Source organism: Caballeronia sp. S22 (assembly GCF_964261745.1).
Taxonomy (GTDB): Bacteria; Pseudomonadota; Gammaproteobacteria; order Burkholderiales; family Burkholderiaceae; genus Caballeronia; species Caballeronia jiangsuensis.
This window is the reverse complement of record NZ_OZ180035.1, coordinates 2,879,084-2,904,375: the sequence shown is the minus strand read 5'-3', so window position 1 is coordinate 2,904,375 and position 25,292 is coordinate 2,879,084. Positions and strand designations below refer to the sequence as shown.

The 25,292-nt window shown below is 63.1% G+C and carries 26 protein-coding genes; 8 read left to right on the top strand and 18 right to left on the bottom strand.

The genetic code is table 11. From position 1 onward, the window contains the following. Window positions 1-4 precede the first annotated feature (4 nt). Window positions 5-1,162 (top strand): ImpA family type VI secretion system protein, encoded by a 1,158-nt coding sequence (locus ACEN42_RS13645; RefSeq protein WP_371880204.1) that lies wholly within the window; start codon window positions 5-7, stop codon window positions 1,160-1,162. Between the two features lie 265 nt (window positions 1,163-1,427). Here ACEN42_RS13645 and ruvB read toward each other — a convergent pair whose 3' ends face one another. From ruvB to ACEN42_RS13600, 9 genes are all read right to left on the bottom strand, one after another. Next, a complete protein-coding gene (ruvB, locus tag ACEN42_RS13640) occupies window positions 1,428-2,486 on the bottom strand; it encodes a Holliday junction branch migration DNA helicase RuvB (RefSeq protein ID WP_238285106.1) in 1,059 nt (352 codons plus the stop codon). 56 nt (window positions 2,487-2,542) lie between these two features. Then, on the bottom strand, window positions 2,543-3,124 hold the full coding sequence (gene ruvA / locus ACEN42_RS13635; protein ID WP_187607495.1) for a Holliday junction branch migration protein RuvA: 582 nt from the start codon (window positions 3,122-3,124) through the stop codon (window positions 2,543-2,545). Between the two features lie 24 nt (window positions 3,125-3,148). Next, entirely contained in the window at window positions 3,149-3,691 is a 543-nt protein-coding gene (ruvC, locus tag ACEN42_RS13630) for a crossover junction endodeoxyribonuclease RuvC (protein WP_187607496.1), read from the bottom strand. An 88-nt stretch (window positions 3,692-3,779) separates the two neighbouring features. Next, on the bottom strand, window positions 3,780-5,345 hold the full coding sequence (gene purH, locus ACEN42_RS13625; RefSeq protein WP_035497949.1) for a bifunctional phosphoribosylaminoimidazolecarboxamide formyltransferase/IMP cyclohydrolase: 1,566 nt from the start codon (window positions 5,343-5,345) through the stop codon (window positions 3,780-3,782). Between the two features lie 64 nt (window positions 5,346-5,409). Beyond that, entirely contained in the window at window positions 5,410-5,643 is a 234-nt protein-coding gene (locus tag ACEN42_RS13620; RefSeq protein ID WP_008351548.1) for a Fis family transcriptional regulator, read from the bottom strand. Beyond that, on the bottom strand, window positions 5,640-6,734 hold the full coding sequence (gene dusB / locus ACEN42_RS13615; RefSeq protein ID WP_371880203.1) for a tRNA dihydrouridine synthase DusB: 1,095 nt from the start codon (window positions 6,732-6,734) through the stop codon (window positions 5,640-5,642). Before dusB ends, ACEN42_RS13620 begins: the two co-directional genes overlap by 4 nt. A gap of 211 nt (window positions 6,735-6,945) precedes the next feature. Then, complete coding sequence (locus ACEN42_RS13610) at window positions 6,946-8,142, bottom strand: UbiH/UbiF/VisC/COQ6 family ubiquinone biosynthesis hydroxylase (RefSeq protein WP_371880202.1); 1,197 nt, start codon at window positions 8,140-8,142, stop codon at window positions 6,946-6,948. A 2-nt stretch (window positions 8,143-8,144) separates the two neighbouring features. Then, window positions 8,145-9,542, bottom strand: coding sequence for an aminopeptidase P N-terminal domain-containing protein (locus ACEN42_RS13605; protein ID WP_371880201.1), 1,398 nt, complete (start codon window positions 9,540-9,542; stop codon window positions 8,145-8,147). Window positions 9,543-9,718: 176 nt separating this feature from the next. Further along, window positions 9,719-11,023 carry a class I SAM-dependent RNA methyltransferase gene (locus ACEN42_RS13600; protein ID WP_035497699.1) on the bottom strand — a complete coding sequence of 435 codons (1,305 nt, stop codon included), beginning with the start codon at window positions 11,021-11,023 and terminating at the stop codon, window positions 9,719-9,721. A gap of 224 nt (window positions 11,024-11,247) precedes the next feature. Here ACEN42_RS13600 and ACEN42_RS13595 point away from each other — a divergent pair, with 224 nt between their 5' ends. Continuing rightward, window positions 11,248-11,466, top strand: a complete 219-nt coding sequence (locus ACEN42_RS13595) for a hypothetical protein (protein ID WP_371880200.1) — start codon at window positions 11,248-11,250, stop codon at window positions 11,464-11,466. A 69-nt stretch (window positions 11,467-11,535) separates the two neighbouring features. Here the strand turns inward: ACEN42_RS13595 and ACEN42_RS13590 are convergent, their stop codons facing one another. The 3 genes from ACEN42_RS13590 to ACEN42_RS13580 are packed head-to-tail and all read right to left on the bottom strand — an operon-like array spanning window position 11,536 to window position 14,464. Further along, window positions 11,536-12,978, bottom strand: a complete 1,443-nt coding sequence (locus ACEN42_RS13590; RefSeq protein WP_371880199.1) for an NAD(P)(+) transhydrogenase (Re/Si-specific) subunit beta — start codon at window positions 12,976-12,978, stop codon at window positions 11,536-11,538. Then, window positions 12,979-13,299, bottom strand: a complete 321-nt coding sequence (locus tag ACEN42_RS13585) for an NAD(P) transhydrogenase subunit alpha (protein ID WP_035497951.1) — start codon at window positions 13,297-13,299, stop codon at window positions 12,979-12,981. It abuts the gene before it with no gap. Between the two features lie 19 nt (window positions 13,300-13,318). Next, window positions 13,319-14,464 (bottom strand): Re/Si-specific NAD(P)(+) transhydrogenase subunit alpha, encoded by a 1,146-nt coding sequence (locus ACEN42_RS13580; protein ID WP_035497703.1) that lies wholly within the window; start codon window positions 14,462-14,464, stop codon window positions 13,319-13,321. 226 nt (window positions 14,465-14,690) lie between these two features. Between ACEN42_RS13580 and ACEN42_RS13575 the strand changes: the two genes are divergently transcribed. From ACEN42_RS13575 to ACEN42_RS13565, 3 genes are all read left to right on the top strand, one after another. After that, window positions 14,691-15,173 carry an NUDIX hydrolase gene (locus ACEN42_RS13575; protein WP_250483058.1) on the top strand — a complete coding sequence of 161 codons (483 nt, stop codon included), beginning with the start codon at window positions 14,691-14,693 and terminating at the stop codon, window positions 15,171-15,173. A 7-nt stretch (window positions 15,174-15,180) separates the two neighbouring features. After that, complete coding sequence (gene mnmA, locus ACEN42_RS13570) at window positions 15,181-16,311, top strand: tRNA 2-thiouridine(34) synthase MnmA (protein WP_371880198.1); 1,131 nt, start codon at window positions 15,181-15,183, stop codon at window positions 16,309-16,311. Between the two features lie 175 nt (window positions 16,312-16,486). Beyond that, on the top strand, window positions 16,487-17,044 hold the full coding sequence (locus tag ACEN42_RS13565; protein WP_371880197.1) for a TetR/AcrR family transcriptional regulator: 558 nt from the start codon (window positions 16,487-16,489) through the stop codon (window positions 17,042-17,044). 282 nt (window positions 17,045-17,326) lie between these two features. Here the strand turns inward: ACEN42_RS13565 and ACEN42_RS13560 are convergent, their stop codons facing one another. The 5 genes from ACEN42_RS13560 to ACEN42_RS13540 form a co-directional block, all read right to left on the bottom strand. Then, window positions 17,327-17,938 carry a glutathione S-transferase N-terminal domain-containing protein gene (locus tag ACEN42_RS13560; protein ID WP_238209746.1) on the bottom strand — a complete coding sequence of 204 codons (612 nt, stop codon included), beginning with the start codon at window positions 17,936-17,938 and terminating at the stop codon, window positions 17,327-17,329. A 137-nt stretch (window positions 17,939-18,075) separates the two neighbouring features. After that, window positions 18,076-18,777 carry a membrane integrity-associated transporter subunit PqiC gene (locus ACEN42_RS13555; RefSeq protein ID WP_371880196.1) on the bottom strand — a complete coding sequence of 234 codons (702 nt, stop codon included), beginning with the start codon at window positions 18,775-18,777 and terminating at the stop codon, window positions 18,076-18,078. Next, entirely contained in the window at window positions 18,774-20,456 is a 1,683-nt protein-coding gene (locus ACEN42_RS13550) for an intermembrane transport protein PqiB (protein WP_187607507.1), read from the bottom strand. The genes ACEN42_RS13555 and ACEN42_RS13550 overlap by 4 nt, the downstream gene beginning before the upstream one ends. Further along, window positions 20,449-21,138: a paraquat-inducible protein A gene (locus ACEN42_RS13545; protein ID WP_371880195.1), complete on the bottom strand. Its 690-nt coding sequence runs from the start codon at window positions 21,136-21,138 to the stop codon at window positions 20,449-20,451. Before ACEN42_RS13545 ends, ACEN42_RS13550 begins: the two co-directional genes overlap by 8 nt. Beyond that, window positions 21,135-21,815: a paraquat-inducible protein A gene (locus ACEN42_RS13540; RefSeq protein WP_187607509.1), complete on the bottom strand. Its 681-nt coding sequence runs from the start codon at window positions 21,813-21,815 to the stop codon at window positions 21,135-21,137. The genes ACEN42_RS13545 and ACEN42_RS13540 overlap by 4 nt, the downstream gene beginning before the upstream one ends. Window positions 21,816-22,275: 460 nt before the next feature. On the opposite strand from ACEN42_RS13540, the gene ACEN42_RS13535 reads away from it, so the two are divergent. After that, window positions 22,276-22,845 (top strand): cytochrome b, encoded by a 570-nt coding sequence (locus tag ACEN42_RS13535; protein ID WP_238209750.1) that lies wholly within the window; start codon window positions 22,276-22,278, stop codon window positions 22,843-22,845. A 90-nt stretch (window positions 22,846-22,935) separates the two neighbouring features. Here ACEN42_RS13535 and ACEN42_RS13530 read toward each other — a convergent pair. Then, a protein-coding gene (locus tag ACEN42_RS13530) for an IS630 family transposase (protein ID WP_371880194.1) occupies window positions 22,936-23,930 on the bottom strand; the annotation gives its coding sequence in 2 pieces (ribosomal slippage) (window positions 22,936-23,465 and window positions 23,465-23,930; 996 coding nt in all). A gap of 131 nt (window positions 23,931-24,061) precedes the next feature. Here ACEN42_RS13530 and ACEN42_RS13525 point away from each other — a divergent pair. Together ACEN42_RS13525 and ACEN42_RS13520 are read left to right on the top strand one after the other, a co-directional pair. Then, complete coding sequence (locus ACEN42_RS13525; RefSeq protein WP_187607511.1) at window positions 24,062-24,619, top strand: YceI family protein; 558 nt, start codon at window positions 24,062-24,064, stop codon at window positions 24,617-24,619. Between the two features lie 56 nt (window positions 24,620-24,675). Further along, a complete protein-coding gene (locus ACEN42_RS13520; RefSeq protein ID WP_187607512.1) occupies window positions 24,676-25,254 on the top strand; it encodes a YceI family protein in 579 nt (192 codons plus the stop codon). The last annotated feature ends 38 nt before the right edge of the window (window positions 25,255-25,292 follow it).

Genomic DNA, 25,292 nt, shown 5'->3' with positions numbered 1-25,292 from the left:
TCAAATGATGCCTCATACGGTGGACAAGAATCCGGCCGCCAAACAGAAGCGGCACCGCACGGACGCCGTGCAACCAGAGGACGTGCCCTGCGAATGGACGACGCCCGTTACGGACGTCGAACCGTGCGGGCCGGACCTCGAATACGACCACGACTTCGTCGTGCTGTTCGCCAGCACGGCGGCCAGGCAGGACGTGCAGTACGGGTCGTTCGTCGGCGCCGCCGATCCGATCAACTGGGGCGATATAGGTCGCGATTGCCAGCGTTTGCTTCGCCGCACCAAGGATATCCGAGTAGCCGTCCTGCACGCGCGCTGCCGGACACGCCAGGCGGGTGTGACTGGGTTGGCCGAAGGCGTGGGTCAGCTTGCTGCCTGGCTCCAGACGTACCCTGAGCAAGTGCACCCTTGCGAGGGGAAGGATTACGGGCGCGACGAAGTGCAGGAAATGCGCATGAACGCGCTGCTGGGATTGGTCGATCCGGAAGGGCTGATGGCCGACGTGCGCGAAATCGTGCTAGTGAATTCGACAGTTGCGCGTTTGCGCGTGCGTGATGTCGAGCGCGCCTTCGCCGTTCCGCGCCCGGCTGACGCGCTTGCGCTGGATTCCGTCGTGCTGCAATTGCGAGAATTGCGGATGCAGCAGTCCGCGACGATGACCGCGTTCGAAGTGACTTTGGCGCATCTCGACACGATCGATAAGTGGTGCGGTGAGGAGTTGGGTGACAATCGGCCCGACCTTGCGCCGTTGGTGAGGCTCTTGGATCTGTTCCGGCTTCCGATCGCCGACGAGGCAGAGCCCGCGACTCACGACGAGCCGCTCCCAACCGAGGTTTTGACGGCCGGAGTGGACGACGCGGACTCCGGCGTGTCAGACGAGGAGAGGGCGGCAGTCATCCCTGGCGCCGATGAAGTCCATACGGTTCATATCAAGACTCCGACGGGAGGCGTCACGCCGTCTGCGCCCTTCGTGCCGCACGCAACGTCACACGACAGGCAAAGCGCGTTGGCTTCAATTCGCGCGGCGCGGCTCTGGTTCGAGACGCATGAGCCCAGCAGTCCGATTCCAGTGTTGCTGAAACGAGCGGAAGCATTCGTGGGCAAGCGTTATTCGGACGTCGTAAACGCTATTCCGACTGAATTGCTGGCGGAGTGGGATATTTAGACAGCAGGCTTCTTGTTTGCCGCCACGAAATTGATTGCGATCAGCTCAGACCACTTTGAACTGATCGCTCGCAGCGTCGTTGCTCGACTTCGGCATGACAAAAGAAGCTGGCGGGTTGCGAAGTGGATGCGTGCGATTGACGCGAGTTCTCCTACGCCCGTTGCAAACTGCGACGAGAGACCGTCTTCCCGTGAGGAGCGAAAGACTCAATACCCGCCCGACTGCGGTTGCTTTCTCGGCGTGGCGTTGCACCGGTTTGCCCCGGCTACGCGTTCGTATCCCAAAGATCCCGAATCGGCCCGGCATCCGGCGCGGCAAGACCAAAGTGCCGATAAGTAAGCATCGTCGCGACGCGGCCGCGCGGCGTGCGCTGCAAAAACCCTTGCTGGATCAGATACGGCTCCAGCACGTCCTCGATCGTGTCGCGCTCCTCACCGATTGCCGCGGCGAGATTGTCCACACCGACCGGCCCGCCATCGAACTTGTGCAGGATCGCTTCGAGCAGCTTGCGGTCCATCAGATCGAAGCCGACGGGATCGACGTCGAGCATCTTCAGCGCTCGGTCGGCGACATCGGAGGTAATCATGCCGTCCGCTCTGACTTCGGCGTAGTCGCGCACCCGGCGCAGCAGGCGGTTCGCGATCCGCGGCGTGCCACGCGAGCGCTTCGCGATTTCCAGCGCGCCCTCGGGCACGATCTCGGCCTTCAACAGAGACGCCGATCGCGACACGATACGCGCCAGCTCGCTCGCGTTATAAAACTCCAGCCGCGACACGATGCCGAAGCGGTCGCGCAACGGATTCGTCAGCATGCCCGCGCGCGTGGTCGCGCCGACCAGCGTGAACGGCTGCAGATCAAGCTTCACGCTGCGCGCGGCCGGTCCTTCGCCGATCATGATGTCGATTTGATAATCCTCTAACGCCGGATACAGGATTTCCTCGACGACCGGCGAAAGCCGGTGAATCTCGTCGATGAACAGCACGTCGTTAGCTTCGAGATTGGTGAGGAGCGCGGCGAGATCGCCCGCGCGCTCAAGCACCGGGCCGGAAGTCTGCCGCAGATTCACGCCCATTTCCCGCGCGATGATATGCGCGAGCGTCGTCTTGCCGAGACCCGGCGGCCCGAACAGCAATACGTGATCGAGCGCTTCGGAGCGCCGCTTGGCCGCTTCGATGAAGATTTCGAGCTGCCCGCGCGCCTTTTCCTGCCCGATGTATTCGTCGAGCTTGTGCGGGCGCAGCGCGCGCTCGAACGCTTCCTCGTTCGGCGAGACGGGCTTGGCCGAGATGACGCGTTCGGCGGCGAGTTTGTCGGTTTCGATCATGGGTCGATTGTACAGCGAGGATTCTCGCGGCGAATCTGGCCGAATGGCCTAGGCCGTCACGCCTTCGAGAGCGCCTTCAGCGCCAGCTTGATGCCCTCAGACACCCCCGTGCCCGCCGGCACGTTCTTGACGGCGGCGAGCGCTTCCTTTTCGGAATACCCAAGCGCGAGCAGCGCGTTGAGGATATCGGATGCGTGATCGGACTGTGAAACCGTGCCCGCGATCGCGCCGAGATCCGCGCCGAGCTTGCCTTTCAGTTCGAGCAGCAGCCGCTCCGCCGTCTTCTTGCCGATGCCGGGCACGCGCGTGAGGCGCGCGGCGTCCTGCGTCGTCACGGTCTGCGAAAGCTCGTGCACGCTCATGCCCGAAAGCACCGCCAACGCCATCCGCGCGCCGATGCCGCTTATTTTCAGCAACTCGCGGAACGTCGAGCGTTCCTGCGCGGTGAGAAAGCCGTAGAGCAGATGCGCATCCTCGCGCACGATCAGTTGCGTGAGCAGCACGACTTTTTCGCCGGTGTTCGGCAGGTTGTAGAACGTGCTCATCGGCACGTCGATTTCATAGCCGACGCCGTTGCAATCGACGAGCAGGTGCGGCGGATTTTTTTCCAGCAGAACGCCAGCGATGCGACCGATCATGTGTTTGAACCAGGAAAAGTGTTATTAGCCGATGAGCCGGCCGCGACGCACGCGCAAGCCTTTCTTCGCAAGCCCCGGCGCGATGCCGCCCAACGCCGCGAGACCGGTGCCCCCGTGCGCGTGACAGATGGCCATGCCGAGCGCGTCGGCGGCGTCGGTGCTCGGCACGCCGGAAAGGCTCAAGAGACGCACGACCATCTGCTGCATTTGTTCCTTCGTCGCGCGTCCGTAGCCGACGACGGCCTGCTTCAACTGCAACGCCGTGTACTCCGCAACCGGCACGCCGCTCGCGACGAGCCCGCAAATGGCCGCGCCGCGCGCCTGCCCGAGCAGCAGCGTCGATTGCGGATTCACGTTGACGAAGACTTTTTCGATCGCGGCCTGATCCGGATTGTGCTGCGAGATGAGCGTCGAGATACCGCTGAAGATGGTGTTCAGGCGCGAAGGCAAGTCGGCATCGGCCGTCTTGATGACGCCGCTCGTCACGTAAGTGAGCGTATGCCCCGTCTTGTCGATGATGCCGAAGCCCGTCACGCGCAGGCCGGGGTCGATGCCTAGGATTCTCATTCGTTCGCGATGCGCGTAGTCCAAATCAAAAAGGCCTGCTTGCGCCGTTCTAGCGCAAACAGGCCAATCTTAAATGAAGCAGACGGGATTAATGACGGAAATGACGCGTGCCGGTGACGATCATCGCGACATTGTGTTCGTCGGCGGCGGCGATCACTTCGTCGTCGCGCATGGAGCCGCCCGGCTGGATCACGCAGGTCGCGCCCGCATTCACGACGACATCGAGGCCGTCACGGAACGGGAAGAACGCATCCGAGGCCACCGCCGAGCCGTTCAGCGTCAGACCGGCGTTCTGCGCCTTGATGCCCGCGATGCGCGCCGAATCCACGCGGCTCATCTGGCCCGCGCCGACGCCGAGCGTCATGCCGCCGCCGCAAAACACGATCGCATTCGACTTCACGTATTTCGCGACGCGCCACGCGAACATCAGATCGTCCATTTCCTTCGGCGTGGGGTGGCGCTTCGTCACGACGCGCAGTTCGTGCGGCTGCACGTTCTTCGCATCGAGCGATTGCACCAGCAGGCCGCCGCCGACGCGCTTCAGATCGAACGTGTTGTGACCGTCGCCGAGCGCGATCTGCAACAGGCGCACGTTCTGCTTCGCCGCGAACACGGCGCGGGCCGCGTCGCTGAACGACGGCGCGATCAGCACTTCGACGAACTGCTTTGCGACCGCTTGCGCGGTGGCTTCATCGACTTCGCGATTGAACGCGATGATCCCGCCGAACGCCGAGGTCGGGTCCGTCTTGAACGCCTTCGAGTACGCTTCGGCCGAATCTGCGCCAACCGCCACGCCGCACGGATTCGCGTGCTTGATGATGACGCACGCGGGCGCATCGAACGTCTTCACGCATTCCCACGCGGCGTCGGAATCGGCGATGTTGTTGTACGACAGTTCCTTGCCCTGCAACTGCTCGTAGTTCGCAAGCGCGCCGGCGGGCACCGAAAGGTCGCGATAGAACGCCGCGCTCTGATGCGGATTCTCGCCGTAGCGCAGATCCTGAACCTTCTCGAACGCCATGTTGAAGGTCGCCGGATACGTGTTGCGGCTCGCATGCTGCAGCTCTTCGGTGAGGCTCGTCAGATAGTTCGTGATCGCGCCATCGTATTGCGCGGTGTGCGCGAACACCTTCGTCGCGAGACGGAAGTTCGTCTTGTAGCCGACGGCATTATTGTTCGCGCGCATCTCGTCGAGCACGGCGGCGTAATCGGCCGGATCGACGACGACCGTCACGTCGCGATGATTCTTCGCCGCCGAGCGCAGCATGGTCGGGCCGCCGATATCGATGTTCTCGATCGCGTCTTCCAGTGAGCACTCTTCCTTCGACACCGTCTGCACGAACGGATAAAGATTGACGACCAGCAGATCGATGGTCGGAATATCGTGCTTTTCCAGCGCGGCCATATGCTCGGGCAGGTCGCGGCGCGCGAGAATCCCGCCGTGAACCTTCGGATGCAGCGTCTTCACGCGTCCGTCGAGCATTTCCGGGAAGCCGGTGTAGTCGGCGACCTCGGTCACGGGCAGGCCCGCGTCGGCGAGCAGTTTCGCGGTGCCGCCTGTCGAGAGGAGCTTGACGCCGAGCGCCGACAGCGATTTGGCGAAATCGACGATGCCGGATTTGTCGGAAACGGAGAGGAGCGCTTGCTTGATCATGATGAACACTGAAACCGAAAAGGGAAACCAGGCCGGACCAAGGCGCGCGCCTCAGTCCGCAGAATCAAATCAATCCGTGCTGCTGAAGCTTCTTGCGTAAGGTGTTGCGGTTGATGCCGAGATACTCGGCAGCGAGCGATTGGTTTCCGCCCGCCTGCTCGAGCACCACTTCGAGCATCGGTTTTTCCACGCACGAAATCACCATGTCGTATACGTCGTGCGGGTTGGAGCCGTCCAGGTCCTGGAAGTAGTTGTCGAGGCTCTGGCGGACGCATTGTTCGATGTTATGTCTGCTCATGCGGCAATCAGTCGGTCTGTCGTGTTGTTGTTCCCGCCGCACGATTCTTCCCCGTCCGCGTCTTCGGCGTCTCCGGACTCGTCCACATAGACGAGGCGGTCCGACAACGCCTTTTGCGCGTCAAAGAATTCGTTGACGGCGAGCAATTGTTCTTTGGTCGTGTCCAGCGTATTCATCCGGTGCCGGAAGGTGTTGGCGCCGGAAAGGCCGCGAGTGTACCAGCCGATATGCTTGCGCGCAGTCCGTACGCCCGTGAATTCCCCATAAAAGGCGTAGTGATCTTCGAGGTGTTCGTTCATCACCTGCTGGATCTCATCGATGCGCGGCGGCGGCAGGCGCTCGCCCGTCTTCAGAAAATGCTCGATCTCGCGAAACAGCCACGGACGACCCTGCGCCGCGCGGCCGATCATGATGGCGTCGGCGCCGGTCGCGGCGAGCACGTCGCGCGCTTTTTCGGGCGTCGCGATGTCGCCGTTCGCGACGACGGGAATCGTCACCGACGCCTTCACGGCCGCGATGGTGTCGTACTCCGCGTCGCCCTTGTAGAGATCGGCGCGTGTGCGGCCGTGGACGGTGAGCATCGAAATGCCCGCTTCCTGCGCGATCCGCGCAATGGTCAGCGCGTTCTTGTTCTCGCGATTCCACCCCGTGCGAATCTTGAGCGTGACGGGCACGGCGTCCGGACCCACGCCGACCGCCTGCACCACGGCTTCCACGATGCGCGCGACGAGCGGTTCGTTCTGCAGCAGTGCCGAGCCCGCCGCGACGTTGCAGACCTTTTTGGCCGGACAGCCCATGTTGATGTCGATGATCTGCGCGCCGTTCGCGACATTGTGGCGCGCGGCTTCCGCCAGCATCTGGGGATCGGCCCCGGCGATCTGCACCGAGATCGGCTCGACCTCGCCCGCGTGGTTCGCGCGGCGCATGGTCTTCTCGCTTTTCCACAACTGCGCGTTCGACGCGACCATCTCCGACACCGCGTAGCCCGCGCCCATGCGCTTGCAGAGCTGCCGGAACGGGCGGTCGGTGACGCCTGCCATCGGAGCGACGAACAGGTTATTGCGCAGGACGTGTGAACCGATGGTGGGCATGAAGGCTAAACGATCCGCGCTGCGTTTCCGGCAAAAGCCGGGTCAGGCGGATGCAACGTTGCTTAAGGGGAAACGCATATTTTAACGCGAAGAGCGTGCTGAATTTAAGAGCAATCGCATGCAAGTCTTTAAATCTTCTATGAAAGAAGGCGCGTTCATAGAGGATAAGTTCCTTCGTTTAGTGCAGACGGTTGCCTTTTTCCGTGCCGGATCAACGTCGCTGGCCGAACATCATCTGCCGGGCGAGCGCGGATTTCACCGGCGGAAGGAACTCGAGCGCGGTGAGGGCGAGACCGCGCATCGCGGCCAGCGGCGGAAAATCGACCGTGAAGATGCGTGCGAGCGTGTCGGTGGCGCCGATCGTCAGGCGCCGGTCGAGCGCGCGGCGCTGCGCGAAGCGGGCGAGCGCGAGCGGGCGCGGGCCGTCGGCGGACAACGCGTCGGTGAGCGCGAGCGCGTCGCGCAAGCCAAGGTTCAGACCCTGACCCGCGACCGGATGCAGCGTCTGCGCGGCATTGCCGATGGCAACGGTGCGCCTGTCGACGAGCACGTCGAGCGCGGTCAGGCCGAGCGGAAACGCCGCCCGCGACGCGATCCGCGTGAAGCGGCCCATCCGCGTGCCGAAGGCGGCGCCGAGTTCGGCGAGGAAAGTGTCGTCGTCGAGCTGCATGCGACGCGCGGCCTCGTCGGGCGTGCTGCACCAGACGAGCGAGTAGTCCGCGTGACGCTGACCGCCGCATGGCAGAAGCGCGATCGGCCCTTCGCTGGTGAAGCGTTCCCACGCGACATTCGCGCGCGGATCCGACACGCTCACCGTGCCGACAATCGCCGTTTGCCCGTAATCCCGCGCGCGGCGCTCGCCGGGCGCGGGAACATCGCTCTTCTGATACAGACCACCTTCGGCATTCACGAGCACTTTCACGCGGATCGTGCGTTCGCCGCCCGGCGACTGCAGCGGCAGCGTGACGCCGTCGTGATCCTGCAGCGGTGCGAGGGCGGAGGTATCGGTGCACCAATCGACGTTGGTCGCGCGCACCGCATCGGCGAGCGCGCCGACGAGCGAGCCGTAACGCACCACATAGCCCAGTTCGGGCAACTCGTGCTCGTCGTGCTCGATCAGCGTGCGGCCGAAGTGTCCGCGCTGCGATACGTGAATGCGGCGGATCGGCGTGGCGTCACTGGGGAAGCCGAGCGGCTGAAGCATCACGCGGCTGCCGTGCGACAGCGCGAGCGCGCGCGGATCGTTGGCGGCGGCATCGGGCGTGCGCGCGTCGATCAGCGCGATGGAGAGCCGCGATGTAGCACTGCGCCGCGCGAGCCAGCCAGCGAGCGCGAGCCCGACCGGCCCCGCGCCGACGATGGCGATGTCGTAGTCGAAATGCGGTTCGATGCCTTGGACGTCGCTCATGTTCAGTTTGCGTTTGAATCGCGCATCAGCGCTTCGATCTCGTCGGCGGCGACGGGCACCTCCCGCGTGATCAGCTCGCAGCCGCTTTCCGTGACGATGGCGTCGTCCTCGATGCGGATGCCGATGTTCCAGTACTGCTCCGGCACATCTTCGGCGGCGCGCACGTAGAGACCCGGTTCGACCGTGAGCGCCATGCCGGGGACGAGCATGCGCCAGGGACGCGCGCCTTGCTCGTCGAGCGGACCGTCGGCCTCGCGATATTCGCCCGCGTCGTGCACGTCCATGCCGATCCAGTGCCCCGTGCGATGCATGTAGAAGCGCGCGTAGGCGCGTTGCGCGAGGACGTCTTCGATGCTGCCGAACTTCGTCTTGTCGAGGATGCCGGTATCGAGCAAGCCTTGCGACAACACTTTCAACGCCGCCTGATGCGGTGCGTCGAAGCTCACGCCGGGGCGCGTCGCATCAACGGCTGCAGCCTGGGCCGCGAGCACGATGTCGTAGAGCGCTCGCTGTGCCGGCGTAAAGCGGCCGCTCGCGGGGAACGTGCGCGTGATGTCGGATGCGTAGCCGTCGAGTTCGCACGCGGCGTCGATGAGGATCAGGTCGCCACCGCGCGCGATCGCGTTGCCCGCCGGATAGTGCAGCACGCAGGCGTTCGCCCCCGCCGCGACGATCGATCCGTATGCCGGCGCCTGCGCGCCGTGTCGGCGGAATGTGTAAAGCAGCTCGGCTTCGATCTCGTACTCGCGCATGCCGGGGCGGCATGCGCGCATCGCGCGGCGATGCGCTTCGGCCGAAATCGATGCCGCGCGGCGCATGATGGCGATTTCATGCGCGTCTTTCACGAGGCGCATCTCGTCGAGAATCGGCAGCAAATGCTCCGCGCTGGCGGGCGCGCGCACGCCGCTGCGGCTCTGCGCGCGCACGGCGGCGAGCCAGTCGCGCACTTGCGCATCGAGTTCCTCCGATGTGCTTAGCGCGTAGTGCAGCGCGGGCTTGTCGGCGATGAGACGGGGCATTTCCTCGTCGAGCGCGTTGATGGGGAACGCGGCGTCGAAACCGAAGGCATCGCGCGCGGCGTCCGGGCCGAAGCGAAAGCCTTCCCACGTTTCGCGTTCCGCGTTTTTCTCGCGGCAGAAGAGGATCGATGCGGGCTCGCCTTCCTTCGCGCTCGCGTTCAGGACGAGCGTCGCCTCGGGTTCGTTGAAGCCCGTCAGATAGTAGAAGTAGCTGTCGTGACGGAAAGGGTAGTCCGTGTCGCGATTGCGCATGACTTCCGGCGCGGTCGGCACGATGGCGACGCCGCCGCCTCGCGCACGCAGCGCGGCGAGCACGCGCTCGCGGCGCGCGCGGTAAATATCGACGGCGATGGGACTGGCGAGTTCGGTCGGTGAGTTCATGCGCCGATTGTAGCGCCGGCTTCGCGATCACGGCATCCGGCCATTCGGCATAGGCCGAAACGCATCCGGGACGACGCCGCGTTGCCCGTAAATCTGCCTATGCCATTCGGGCGAATGGTTTCACGCGTGCCGCCGCCGCATACTTGTTTCGAAGGCGGCGCGGACGGCGGCGCGACTCATTCCCCGGCGGGACGATTGCGCACGCTGCCCGCGATCAGATCGAAGCGGAACAGCCGGCATTCGAGTGCGCCATTGAAAAGCGGCGTCTTCGTCGATTCACGCAGCCGCAACAGGCCCGGCAGCTTGCGGTCGGACGTGAGCACGTACGCCCGCCAGCCGGGGAAGCGCTGCTTCAGCGCGTTGCCGAACGAGACGAAGAATTCCGTGTCGGCCGGATCGGGCTGCGCGCGCGCGAATGCATCGTCGTCTTCGCGGCGGGAGCGCGGCGTATCGCGGATCTCGCCGCGCGGACCGCGCCCGCGCACTTCGATCCGTTCGCCGTACGGCGGATTCGCGAGGAGGATGCCCGGCGCGTCGGTGGGCGGGACCATGTTGCGGGCGTCGATCTGCTTGAGCGACAAATCGGTGATGCCCGCGCGGCCCAGGTTCGCGCGCGCCTTTTCGAGCATGTCGCCGGAAATGTCGCTGCCGAAGATGCTCAGCTCGGCTTGCGTGGCGCGGGCGGCACGGCGTTGTTCGAGAGCGGCCGTCTTGAGCTTCTGCCACATGCCCGGATGAAACGGCTTCAGCTTTTCGAAGCCGAAGCGCCGGTCGTTGCCCGGCGCGATGTTGAGCGCGGTTTGCGCCGCTTCGGCGAGGAAGGTGCCGCTGCCGCACATCGGATCGAAAAGCGGCGTGCCGGGCGTCCAGCCGGTGAGGCGCAGGATGCCGGCCGCAAGATTTTCGCGTAGCGGCGCGGCGCCTTTGTCCAGACGCCAGCCGCGCTTGAAGAGCGGTTCGCCGGAGGTGTCGAGATAGAGCGTGCACTCGTTCACCGTGAGGAACGCGAACACGCGGACGTCGGGCTGCGCGGTATCGATGCTCGGACGCGCGCCGGCGACGTCGCGCAGGCGGTCGCAAACCGCGTCTTTCACGCGCAGCGTCGTGAATTCGAGGCTCTTCACCGGCGATTTGATTGCGGTGAGATCGACGCGCATCGTCTGGCTGGGCGTGAACCATTGCTCCCAGCGTTGGCGATGCGTGAGTTCATAGATGTCCTGCTCGCTGCGATACGGGCCTTGCGCGACTTTCAGGAGCACGCGGCTCGCGATGCGCGAATGCAGGTTCGCCGCCATGCCCGCGACCCAGCCGCCCCGGAAGTGAACGCCGCCGGGCACTTGCGCGCCGACGATCAGCGATCCGCCGCCCGACAGCGGCGCGTTCGCCACATGACGCTCTCCGATCTCCGAAAGCTCGGCGGCGAGCGGCGCTTCGAGACCGCGCGGGCAGGGGACAAACCAGTCGAAGAGTGGGGAGGACATGAGCTGCTTTGAGGGACGTTTAAAGGCGGTATTGTACGCGCGTGCTTCACTGGGCCCGGACGTCGTCGCTCTATGCAAACTAACCGGCGCTTTTGCGATGGCGACGAATGCGAACCGTCGGCCGGTCGTTTCCGTCCTGCCGAATTCGGAAAGTTCGTCTGTTGCTACGTCGGCTAGATCTCCAGAGTTTGATTTGGCGAAACCCGCCAATCAAAGGAGATTCCATGCCGAACGTGTACGTTGAACCACTTCCGAAGCATCGCGAGGGAGCAATCGAAGGCTACGCACTCGAACTCTCAGCCACGCTACGACTGACCACCGTGGACTACAGGACGCAAGCGGAAGCGATAAAGGCCGCGCGAGCCAATGGCCATAAACCTTTGGTCGCGCGTGTGAGAAAAACGGACAAGGGCAATCCCGATCACTGGCGGGCAGCAGAATAAGTACAAGCCTTTGACCTTGCAGCCGCGCCCGGAATCCACCGGGGCGCGGCTGTCGGACCAGGCGGGTGGTTATTCCACCGCCTTCATCATGTCCTCTACCACCTTCTTCGCGTCCCCGAACACCATCATCGTCTTGTCCATATAGAACAGTTCGTTATCGAGTCCGGCATAACCCGCCGCCATCGACCGCTTGTTCACGATGATCGTCCGCGCCTTGTACGCTTCAAGAATCGGCATGCCGGCGATAACGGATTTCGGATCGGTCTTCGCGGCGGGGTTCACCACATCGTTCGCCCCAAGCACAAGCACCACATCCGTCTGACCGAACTCGCTGTTGATGTCCTCCATCTCGTGCACCATCTCGTACGGCACTTCGGCTTCGGCCAGCAGCACGTTCATGTGACCCGGCATGCGCCCCGCGACCGGATGAATCGCGTAGCGCACATCGATGCCTTTCTCCACGAGCTTGTCCGTCAGCTCCTTCAGCGCATGCTGCGCGCGCGCCACGGCAAGACCGTAGCCCGGCACGATCACCACGCTTTCCGCGTTGCCGAGCATGAACGCGGCGTCATCGGCGGAACCGGACTTGACCGGACGCTGCTCCGTCGAGCCGCCCACAGAAGCACCGCCCGCCTCGCCGCCGAAGCCGCCGAGAATCACGTTGAAGAACGACCGGTTCATCGCCTTGCACATGATGTACGACAGAATCGCGCCCGACGAACCCACCAGCGACCCCGCGATGATCAGCATCGGATTGTTCAGCGAGAAGCCGATGCCCGCCGCCGCCCAGCCCGAGTACGAGTTCAGCATCGACACGACCACCGGCATGTCCGCGCCGCCGATCGGAATGATGATCAGCACGCCCAGCGCGAACGCGATGATCGTCATGATGATGAACGGCAGCCACGACTCGGTGAGCATGAAGATCACGCCGAAGCCGATCATCGCGATGGCGAGCAGCAGATTGATCAGATGCTGCCCCGAGTACACGACCGGCGCGCCCTGAAACAGCCGGAACTTGTACTTGCCCGACAGTTTCCCGAACGCGATGACCGAGCCCGAGAACGTGATCGCGCCGACGAACGTGCCGATGAACAACTCGACGCGATTGCCGTACGGAATCGGCTCACCGAGCGGCGCGAGCCCGAACGCGGCCGGTTCGGCGACCACGCCATACGCGATACACACCGCCGCGAGACCGATCAGCGAGTGCATCGCCGCGACGAGCTCGGGCATCTTCGTCATCTCGACTTTCGCCGCGATGTACGCGCCCGCACCGCCGCCGACGATCAGCGCGACGAACAGCAGTGACAACCCGAGCGCCAGATTCGCTTCGAGATACGCGGCCTGCTTAACGATCAGCGCGAGCGTGGTGAGAATGGCGATTGCCATGCCCGCCATGCCGAACGTGTTGCCGATACGCGCGGTCTTCGGATTGGACAAGCCCTTGAGCGCCTGGATGAAACACACCGAGGCGACGAGATACAGAAGGGTGACGACGTTGAGGCTCATTTACGCGCCCTCCTTGACCGCAAGCTTCTTCGGCTCTTTCTTCTTGAACATCTCGAGCATTCGCCGTGTGACGAGAAAGCCGCCGAACACGTTCACCGCCGCAAGCAGCACGGCGAGCGTGCCGAAGAACTTGCCCGCGACACCGACCGTGAGGCCGACCGCGAGCATCGCGCCGACGATGACGATCGCCGAAATCGCGTTGGTCACGGCCATCAGCGGCGTATGCAGCGCAGGCGTGACGTTCCACACGACGTGATAGCCGACGTAAATGGCCAGCACGAAGATGATGAGGTTGATCACCGTGTGATTGATGACATCCATGTGCGTCTCCGTATCGGCGTTAAGCGGCCGCACGCGTGACTTGCCCATCGCGGCACTGGAGCGTGGCCGCGACGATGTCGTCCGCGAGGTCGATGTTGAGCGTGCCTTCCTTGGTGATGATGAGCTTCAGGAAGTCCAGAAGATTGCGGGCGTAGAGCGCGGAAGCATCGGCGCCGACCATCGAAGCGAGATTCGTGTGGCCGACGATATGCACGCCGTGCTTCATCACCACCTGATCGACTTCGGTGAGCGGGCAGTTGCCGCCTTTCCGTCCCTCGAACTCGGGTCCGCGTCCGGCGGCGAGATCGACGATCACGGAACCCGGCTTCATGTGCTTGACCGTTTCGATCGAGATGAGCGTCGGGGCGGGACGGCCGGGAATCAGCGCCGTCGAGATGACGATATCCGCCGCCTTCGCACGTTCGTGCACCTGCGCTGCCTGCCGCGCGAGCCAGCTTGGCGGCATCGGACGCGCATAACCGCCGACGCCGACCGCAGCCTCGCGTTCTTCATCGGTTTCGAAGGGCACGTCGACGAATTTCCCGCCGAGCGATTCGATCTGCTCTCGCACGGCCGGACGCACGTCGGATGCTTCGACGACCGCGCCGAGACGCTTGGCGGTGGCGATCGCCTGCAACCCCGCGACGCCCGCGCCGAGCACCAGCACGCGCGCCGCCTTGACGGTACCGGCTGCGGTCATCAGCATCGGCATGAAGCGCTGGTAATACTGGCAGGCGATCAGCACGGCCTTGTACCCGGCGATGTTCGCCTGCGACGAGAGCACGTCGAGACTCTGTGCGCGCGTGGTGCGGGGCGCGGCTTCGAGCGCGAACGCGGTGACGCCCGACGACGCGAGCCGCGCGGTGTTTTCAGTGTTGAAGGGATCGAGCATACCGATGAGCACGGCGCCCGGTTTGAGCATCGCCAGTTCGCTTTCGCTCGGCGATTGCACCTTGAGGACGATTTCGGCGGAAAAGGCCGTGGCCGCATCGACGAGATCCGCGCCCGCTTGCGCGAAGGCATCGTCGATATAGCTTGCCGGCAAGCCCGCACCGCTCTGGACAGAAACGCGATGTCCTTGCGTGACGAGCTTTTTGACCGTTTCGGGCGTAGCGGCGACGCGCGCCTCGTTCGCCCGCGTTTCAGCAGGCACTCCGATGTGCATCTTCAAATCCTCCTGTCTTTGTTGCCCTATTCGCCCCGGGGAAGGGTTAGGAAGGCTTAAGGCTGAGTAGTTATTTCAAATGCTGGAACTAACGGCTATCGCAACTGTAACCGAAGATTGCACCCGCAAGGATCCGATCCGGCACTTGTTCCATCCGCCCCACGTCAGCGCTTACCCCTAGAACGGGACGCGCGGGATCGTCGCCGGGACGGTAAAATATCTCGCCATGAAATCAGACACTTGGGCCCCGCACGTTACGGTGGCGGCAATCGTCGAGCGGGACGGAAAATTTCTCGTCATCGAAGAGCACACGTCCGCAGGGCTGCGAATCAACCAACCGGCCGGTCACCTCGAAGCGGGCGAAACGCTCGTCGAAGCGGTGATCCGCGAGACGCTGGAAGAAACGGCGCATCGCTTCGAGCCCGAGGCGCTCGTCGGCGCGTATATGACGCACTTCGCGCGACCGGGCCGCGACGTCACGTATCTGCGGTTCACGTTCTGCGGCAAATCGTTGGGCGAAGAAACCGGTCGTTCTCTCGACAAAGGCATCGTGCGCGCGATGTGGCTTACCGCCGACGAGTTGCGTGCGTCCGTCGAGCGGCATCGGACGGCGCTCGTGATGAAGTGTGTCGACGATTATTTATCCGGGCGGCGCGTGCCGCTCGATTTCATTCATACGCATTCGGTCGCGCCGGTGGTGCGGGCGTGATATCCCTATGAGCAAGCGAAGAGTGGTAGTGGGCATGTCGGGCGGCGTGGATTCGTCCGTGACGGCATGGCTGTTGAAGGAACAGGGCTACGATGTCGTCGGCCTTTTCATGAAGAACTGGGAAGACGACGACGACGGCGAATACTGCTCGACCCGGCAGGACTGGATCGACGTGGTGTCGGTCGCGGATCTGATCGGCATCGACGTCGAGGCGGTCAACTTCGCCGCCGAGTACAAGGACCGCGTGTTCGCGGAGTTCCTGCGCGAGTATTCGGCGGGCCGCACGCCCAATCCGGACGTGCTCTGCAACGCCGAAATCAAGTTCAAGGCGTTCCTCGATCACGCGATGTCGCTCGGCGCGGAAACCATCGCGACGGGCCATTACGCGCGCGTGCGCGAGCAGAACGGGCTCTTCCAGTTGCTCAAGGCCACCGATTCGACCAAGGACCAGTCGTACTTTCTGCATCGGCTGAATCAGGCGCAACTGTCGAAGACGCTGTTCCCGCTCGGCGAAATGCCGAAGACGAAAGTGCGCGAGATCGCCGCGCAAATCGGCTTGCCGAACGCGAAGAAAAAGGATTCGACCGGCATCTGCTTCATCGGAGAACGTCCGTTCCGCGAATTCCTGAACCGCTATCTGCCGACCAAACCCGGTCCGATGAAGACGCCCGACGGCAAGGTCGTCGGCGAGCATATCGGGCTGGCGTTCTATACGTTCGGGCAGCGCAAGGGCATCGGCATCGGCGGCGCAAAGGACGGCAGCGGCGAGCCGTGGTTCGTCGCCGGCAAGGACATGACGATGAACACGCTCTACGTGGTGCAGGGCCACGATCATCCGTGGCTGCTGTCGCCGACGCTTGTGGCGGGCAATACGAGCTGGGTCGCGGGCTTTGCGCCTGAAGAAGGCGCGGCGTGCGGCGCCAAGACACGGTATCGGCAGCAGGACGCGGCGTGCCGCTTTGCGCATGCGGACGACGGCCGCTTCGCTCTCCATTTCGACGACGCTCAATGGGCCGTCACGCCGGGACAGTCCGCCGTGCTTTATCAGGGCGATGTGTGTCTGGGCGGCGGCATCATCGAGCATGCGGCGGCGGGGCGGGAATCGACGCAAACAGCGGCGCTTTCCGCCGCGCGCTAGCATCGCCGGCAGCGATCGGACGAAAAGCCCTGACTTCGGTCAGGGCTTTTTAGTTTCCATCGGCTCGATAAAAGCCATTCTGATAAAAACTTTTTGATACAAGCGCTTGACCGTCTATCTAGTGATAGATAAATTACGCACGTCGACTTCATGGGCAATGAGGCAAGCGGACAAAATGGACAAGAACACGGTACGCGAAGCGCTTTTGGATCACGCCCAGACCTTGCTGATGACGCGCGGATACAACCGATTCAGCTATCGCGACCTGTCCGGTCTGGTCGGCGTGAAAACCTCCAGCATCCACTACTACTTTCCGACCAAGGAAGATCTCGCGCTCGAAGCCGTGAACGCATACAGCGCGGACGTGATGTCGTCGATCTACGCGATCGACAGCTCCGCCCCCGCCGACAAGAAGCTCGATCGGTACACGAAGCTGTTCGGGCGAATCATCGGCGGCGGCAATCAGATTTGCCTGTGCGGCATGCTCGCGGCGGACATCGAATCGCTGCCGGATAAGGTCCGCCACGTCGTGCAGTCGTTCTACAAGGCGAACGAAAACTGGCTGGCGAAAGTGCTTGCGGAGGGCGAAGCGCAGGACACGCTCGATGCCGGTGGCAAACCCGAGGCCGCGGCGCGCACCTTGTACGCCGCATTTCAGGGAAGCCTGCTCGCCTGCCGCCTGTTTCAGACACGCGCGCGGCTGGAAGAGATCGCCGACGCCTTCCGGCGGTAGATAAGGCTGTGGATAACCTTGTGAGAAACCGGTGAATTCACGGTTGGTTATCTATCGCTGAATAGATAGATTTTGACGGGCCAAGACAGTTTCCCGAGCGGCACCGTCTTTTCGTCCGTCGATATGGCGAAAGGCCGGGTGTTTCGGGAAGAAAGCGCCTGCATCGGACATTGAATAGTCGTATTGCAATTCAATATCTATCTAGTAGTAGATGCGGCTTAAAAGTTTCCGCCCCGCAGGCATCGCAGGCATCGCAGGCATTCCAGCGCTCCGGCTTCCCGATCAGACCGGCGCGGTATCCACGAACGACTGGCGCTGCGAGATACGCGCGTAGTACTTGTCGAGATTCGGATGCGCGTCCCGCCAGTTCAGATCGGGCATGCGGAAGTCGAGATAACCGAGCGTGCAGCCGCACGCGATATCCGCGAGCGTGAAGCGGTTCGCCGAGCACCACTGCTTCGAGCCGAGACCGCGCGCCATCGCGCGCAGGCCGTCCTCGATCTTGTGACGCTGGCGCGTCGTCCATTTTTCGCTGCGGTGCGCTTCTTCGCGCAAGACGCCTTCGAGACGGATCAGCACGGCGGCATCGAGCATGCCGTCGGCGAGCGCTTCCCAGCAACGCACTTCGGTGCGCTCGCGGCGCTCCTGCGGCAGCAGCTTGCCGACAGGCGTAAGCGTGTCCACGTACTCGCAGATCACGCGCGAATCGAACACCGCTTCGCCGTCGTCAAGAATGAGGCACGGCACTTTGCCGAGCGGGTTGTAGTCGTGGATCTTCGAATCGGATGCCCAGACGTCTTCGAGCACCAGTTCGCAATCGATCTTCTTTTCCGCCATGACGATCCGCACTTTGCGGACGAACGGGCTGGGATGCGAACCGATCAGTTTCATCATCTAATTTTCACGTTTGATTCGGAATGCGGGCGACGACGATCTTAACCGGGCGCGCACGAACCATCGGCAAATTAGAGATGGCTTGCGTCGCCGATGTCGTCTGCCGACAACATGAGGCGCGCCCGGCGCGGCGTGGATCATTGCGCGCTGGCAGTTGTCGCGCCGTTCGTGGACGGACACGGCAGAACCGGCGCGGCTGCGGGCTTCGCGTTCGCGCTGTTCTTGCCCTTCGCGGACGCGACCGGCGCGCTCGTCGTCGAGGGAAGCGCGCTCAGGCTGCGCACGCCCGCGGAGATCGCGGAGGCGAGCGTATCGACCGCCTTGCGATGACCTTCGACGAGCGCGTCGTAACCCGCGTCCACGCGTTCCTGCGCGACGGTCCGGCATGTCAGCACCGTATCCGATCCGGCGGCGCGCACGCTCCACACGGCATCGATCACAGCCTGCGAGCCGGGCCAGGATTCGAAGCGCCGCACGTTCACCTTCACGCGATACACCGGCACCGATTCCGGATGCGGCGTGCCATAAACGTCGATCGCGCCGAGCTGCTGCGTGAGATCGGCGGACAGCGCGCGCCGCACTTCGTCGCCGGGCAGCGACGCCCAGCGCTCATCTTCGAGCACGCGAACCTGCGCGGGACTCGTCTGCACCACCAACTGATTCTTCGTGACCTGCTGCGGCACGTCGACGGGCGCGAGCTCGAAATAGAACGACGCCTGCGTGGACGGCACGGGACGTGCATCGCCGCCGCCGAGCGTGTAGAAACGGCTCGCCGGCGAAGCGCAGGCGGTGAGCATCGCCGATGCGCTCAGGGTCAATATCAACGAGCCGAACTTCATGGTTTGTCTCCCGATTTTCCGCGCAAGAGCGATTCCGGATGGCGTTCCAGATAATCCGCGAGCGAGTTGAGCGATTGCAGCGTGCGCGTGAGTTCCTGCAGCGCCTGATGCACGTCCGACTGAAGCGGCGAGTCCGATTGCAGCGTCGACTGCGCCTGGCCGAAGGTCTTCTTCGCCTGCGTGAGCGTGTCGCGCATTTCCGGCATGACTTCCTTGTCGAGCTTGTCGAAGAGCGCGTTCGCGTTCTTCAGCGATCCGTTCAGGTTGGTGCCGATTTCGTCGAACGGAATCTTGTCGATCTTGCGCGCGATATCGGCGATCTGCAGTTGCAGTTCGTCGAGCGTGTTCGGCACGGTCGGCAGTTCGAGCGGATCATTGGCGACATTGACCTTCGCGGGCGGCGCCTTCGGGAAGAAGTCGAGCGCGATATACAACTGGCTCGTCAGCAGGTTGCCGGTGCGCAACTGTCCGCGCAGACCGCGCTTCACGAGCAGTTGCAGCATGTCCTGACTCGCCGTCGTACCTTGCTCCGGCAGCGCCTGCTTCGCGCGTCTGCCGAGACGATCGGGATAGAGATCGATCGTGACCGGCATCATGAACGCGTGCGATTTCGGATCGTATTGCACGCCGATACCCGTGACCTGCCCGAGCACGATGCCGCGGAAATCGACCGGCGCGCCGACCGACAACCCGCGCAGCGACTGATTGAAGTTCATCACGACATGCACCGGCTGGCCATCGGGGTCGCGCATCGCGTCGGCCTGATCGCCGGCGAGGCGGAACGTGGTGTTGTTCTGCGCCTGTGGTCCGGACTGCTGGTTCGGCGGCGTCTGGAACGCGATGCCGCCCAGCACGACCGTCGCGAGCGATTGCGTGTTGAGCGTGAAGCCGCTCGAATCGAGCCGCAGATCGACACCGCTCGCATGCCACCAGCGCGCGTTGCTGCCGACGTATTGATCGTAGGGCGAGGTGACGAACACCTGCAGCGTGACGCCGGTGCCGTCCTTGTCGAGCGAGAACGCGACGACCTGCCCGACCTGCACGCGCCGGTAATAGACCGGCGAGCCGATGTCGAGCGAGCCTAGCGACTCGCCGTGCAGCGTGAACGTGTGCCCCTTCTGGTCGCCGGTGACGGCGGGCGGTGTCTCCAGCCCGATGAAGTAAGTCTGGTCGTCGGTGGACTTGCCCGCATCGACGCCGATGTACGCACCCGACAGGAGCGTCGACAGACCGGTCACGCCGCTTGCCGCGACGCGCGGGCGCACGACCCAGAAGCGCGTGTCCTTCACGGCGAAATCGGTGGCTTCCTTGGTGAGCTGAACGTCGACGAGCACGCGCGAATGATCCTTCGACAACGTGATGGTCTTGACCGTGCCGATATCGACGTCCTTGAACTTCACCTTCGTCTTGCCCGGTTCGAGGCCTTCCGCGCTCACGAAGCTGATGGTCACGGTCGGTCCGCGGCTCGACACCGTCTTCACGACGAGAATCACGCCGATCAGCGCCGCGACGAGCGGAATGACCCACACCAGCGAGGGCAGCCAGCGGCTGCGCGGCTCGATCACGGGATCGGGCAGATTCGGCGGCAGGCCGCCGCCTTTGCCTTTGTTGCCGTCGCCGGGGTTGTCTGACGGCGGCGCCGGCTGCTTCGGGTCGTTCGGACCTTGGGCACTAGTCATATTTCTTTCCTGACGGTTCGATGTTGTCCCACATGAGGCGCGGGTCGAATTGCATGGACGCGATCATCGTCAGTACGACGACCGATGCGAACGCGAGCGCGCCCGGCCCCGGCGTGATGACCGCGAGCGACTTGAAGCGCACGAGCGCGATGGTGAGCGTGATCACGAAGACATCGAGCATCGACCAGCGGCCGATGCCTTCGACGATGCGAAACAGCGTCGTGCGCTGACGCGGCCGCCAGATGGAGCGCCGCTGCACGCTGATGGTGAGAAAGCCGAGCGTGGCGAGCTTCAGCATCGGAACGAGAATGCTGGCGACGAAAATCACCGCGGCGAGCGGATAGTCGCCGTCGTTCCAGAAGAGCGCGACGCCGCTCATGATGGTGTCGTCCTCGGAGCCGAGAATCGACGACGTGTGCATGATCGGAAAGAGATTCGCCGGGATATAAAGGATCGCCGCGCTGATGAGCAGCGCCCAGGTGCGCGCGATGCTGTCGGGATGGCGCCGGTGCACCACCGCGTCGCAGCGCTTGCAGCGTTGCTTCTCGACGGTGCGCGCAAGCGGCTGCACGAGCCCGCAGGCATGACACGACACGACGTTCGCGCGCGACGCCGTGGTGTAGTACGTCTCGCTGGCTTGCTCGCCGGTGGCCGGATCGGCCGGATCGATCGGATCGTTCACGATTTCTGCCTCGCTTCAGAGGGGATGCGCTTGCGGCCGTTCGCGCGCTGTGTCGCGTCGCGCCGGCCGAGTTCGGTCGCGATGTCCCAGAGCGCGCGCGGATCGAAACTCACGACGACCGCGAACATGAGCGTCAGCGCGCCGAACGCGAAGAGCGCCGCTTCGGGAATCACGCGCGCGATGCTGACCATCTTCACGAGCGTGACGAGCACGCCGAGCATGAAGACTTCGATCATGCCCCACGGACGCACGAACTGAATGCCGCGCAGGAGCGCATTAAAGCCCGGCGGAACGTAGCCCGAGCGCAGCGGCAGCAGCACATAAAGCAGCGCGAGCAGTTCGCACAACGGAAACAGAATGGTCGAGCAGAAGACGAGCACCGCCATCAGCTCCATCTGCTCGTTCCACAGCGCGACGATCGCGCCGATGAGCGTGGTCTGTGACGTGAGGCCGTTCGCGTCCAGCTCGACGATGGGAAAGCCCTGCGCGATCACGAACGTGACGAGCGCCGCGAGCGTCATCGCGCAGATTTTGTCGAGGTTCGACGAGATGCTGCGATAGAGCAGCGATCCGCATCGCGGACATTTCGCCGAAGTGCGCTGAGGCAGCGCACGTTTATGGAAGAGCGCGTCGCATTCGTGACACGCGATGAGGTCATCCGGTTCGTTCGCGTTCATGGTCGAGGCCCGAGACTTGTCGAGCATAGTGGTCGGGCGCCGCGAAGGCCGGCTCCGACGGAGCTTAGCAAGCCGTGGGCCAGCACAAAAAGTAACAGCATGGTATCAAATGGCGAGTCGCTGACGGATGTGGCGGGATGCTTCGTGCGCGCGGAATGAAATCGCCACTCCGCTCGTTAATACATTGATGCCGGAATCAAGCGCGGATCGCGCCGCTTGTTCGCGCCTTCATCGACCGTTGCACGCGTGGAATAGTTCGTTGCATGCGCGGCACCCGAAGGCTCCGCAACATGGTTCGATTGCCCGCAAAGCCGCGCCGGGACTGGCTTTGCGGGTTCGGTGCGGGCTTTTTCGCGCGCGCTGGCAATTCGTTATCGTTGATGTAGCATGGCGGCCTTGAACACCTGTCGTCGGCTGGCGACGGGGCAGGGCAACATCGAACATATGAGGTGAAAGGAAAATGGAAAGCACCGCTCGCATCGCGGCGACGCCGCCGGCGCAACGCTACAGCGCCACGGCGATCGGGCTGCATTGGCTGATCGCGTTGTTGATCGTGTGCGGCTTTTGGCTCGGCTGGATCATGACCGACATCCCGGGGTTCACGCCGACGAAGCTCAAATACTTCTCGTGGCACAAGTGGATCGGCGTGACGGTGTTCGCGCTCGCGCTTCTGCGCCTCATCTGGCGCGCGACGCATCAAGCGCCGCCGATGCCCGACGGCATGCCGCGCTGGCAGCACAACGCGGCGAATCTCGCGCATTTTCTGCTCTACCTGCTGATGCTCGTCATTCCCGCGTCGGGATATCTCTACAGCTCGGCGGCCGGCATTCAGGTGGTGTATCTCGGCGTGCTGCCGCTGCCGACGATCATCGGTCCGGACAAGGCGCTGAAGGCGACGCTGCGCATCGTGCATGTCGCGCTGAACTACACGTTGCTGTTCTTCGTCGTGATGCACGTGCTCGCTGCGCTGAAGCACCATTTCGTCGATCGCGACGGCTTGCTCGCTCGCATGCTGCCGTTCCTCAAGTAAGCGCATCGCATTGTTTCTTCGCCGTTGGCAGGGCGTTTCCCGGCGGCTGATTGTTATCGCGTTCTATTGACGTTTTCATAAATCATGACATCACCACAACGTTGCCTGAATCCAGCACGCGGCGATGATCGAAGGTCGGTGCTGAGCGCTTTTGAGTTTGTTGCGAGCAACGGTGTGCAACTCGTTGAGATTGTCGGGGCAGAAGTTCGCAATCGCATGACGCTTGAGCCATGCCCACAGGTACTCGACGGGATTGAGTTCCGGGCAATACGGTGGCAGAAAGGTGATCTGAATAAGGCCGTCGAGCGAATCCAGGTATTGGCGGACAATCGCGGCATGGTGAGGCCTGGCACCATCCCAGATGATAAGCAGCGGCTGCTTCAGATGGGCTTTGAGCGCCTTGAGAAACTCGACCACCTGTTCCTTCTTTACGCTACCTTCGTACAACCGAAACAGGTAGTTCGTGCGACTGAGGCCCGCGATCGCCGACACGTGGTGCCAGTTGAAATGAAACTGGATAACTGGCGTTTGCCCCTTCGGCGCCCAGGTGCGCACCCGTGTGGGGCGCTCGCTGATGCCGGTCTCGTCGATAAAGACAATCAATCGGCCTTCGCGCTTGGCTTTTTTTTAAGCGCGGGCCAGGTGTGCCGCTTCCAGTGGCGCACCGCTTCTTCATCGCGCTCGATTGCGCGCCGCTCAGGCTTCTGTGCGCTGAAACCAAGCGTCCCGAGAATGCGCCAGATTTGCGTGTGTCCGAACTCGACCCCATACATGCGCTTGATGAGCACGCCCACGCGCTTGAGCGTCCATAGCTCGGTGCCAAAGCCGTGTTCGGTCGGCTTCTGTAGCAATACCTGCCGTAGCTGCGCCAATTGCTGCGCATCAAGCCGCGCTGGACGACCTCGACCCGGCACCGCACGCAGCGCATCGATTCCGCCTTCATCGAGTAACCGCTTCCATGTGTACACCGTCTGTCGGGCTACCCCCACGGCAAGTGCCACCTCTGCCGGACCTTTGCCCGCCAAAAGCATCCGGGCGGCCCGCAAACGCTTCTTCGTTGCCTCGTCCAACGGCTTCGTTGCCATGGCGCGCATCTCCGATCAATCCGTCAGAGATATAACGCGCCAGCATCGAATCGGTTGTCATGTTTTACGGAAAACTCAATAATGATTTCCAATACCGGTTTGTTCGATCGGACCGTTTGAATAGGGCACACATGAAAGTGAAACTCAATCGTTGGATGCTGGCTACGGCGGCTTCGCTTGCTTTGGTCGCCGGCGCACAGGCGCAGGTGGATGCAAGCAAGAGCACGGTGATCGCCACCTCGAAGCAGATGAACGTCCCCACCGACGGCAAGTTCAACAAGTTCAGCGCGCAGATCGCCTTCGACCCGGCGAAGCCGACCGCGGGCACGGCGAACATCACGATCGACACCGGCAGCTACGACCTCGGCGACGACGACTACAACAAGCAGGTCCGCGGCGCGGAATGGTTCGATGCCGCCAAGTTTCCGACGGCGACCTTCGTCTCCAGCGCGATCGCGCCGGCCGGCGGCAACAAGTACAACGTGACCGGCAAGATCACGATCAAGGGCAAGTCGCAGACGGTCACGGTTCCGGTGACGGTCACGCAGCAGGGCGCGACGGAAACCTTCGACGGCGCGCTGCCGATCAAGCGCACCCAGTTCGATGTCGGGACGGGCGAATGGAAAGACACGTCGATCGTCGCGGACGACGTCGTCATCAAGTTTCACATCGTTGCCGCGAAGAAGTGAGCGGCGGTTTTGTCACACACGCATATTCAGCGTACCTAGTTAGTCAGGAGAAGAACTTGAAAAAGCTTTCGATCATCGCCGCGGGCGCGGTTGCACTGGGTCTGTCGTTCGGCGCGATGGCTGCCGACACGTACAAGCTCGACCCGAATCACACGTATCCGAGCTTCGAAGCCGATCACTTCGGCGGCGTGTCGACGTGGCGCGGCAAGTTCAACAAGAGCAGCGGCGAAGTCACGCTGGATCGCGCGGCGAAGACCGGCACGGTGAACGTGACGATCGACCTGTCGTCGGTCAACACGGGCAATCCGAAGCTGGACGAGCATCTGCAAAAAGCCGAGTTCTTCGATGTCGCGAAGTATCCGACGGCCGAGTACAAGGGCACGTCGATCAAGTTCGACGGCGACCAGCCCTCGGAAGTCATCGGCACGCTGACGATGCACGGCGTGACGAAGCCGATCAACCTGAAGGTCGAGAGCTTCAAGTGCTTCGTGAATCCGATGATGAAGAAGGAAGTGTGCGGCGTGGAAGCGACGACCACCTTCGATCGCGGCGACTTCGGAATGGACTACGGCAAGTCGTACGGCTTCAGCCTGAAGACGGTGCTGCATATTCAGGCCGAAGGCGTGAAGCAGTAAGTTCGACGCCTCAATGCAAAGCGGCCGGTCTGCGAAGA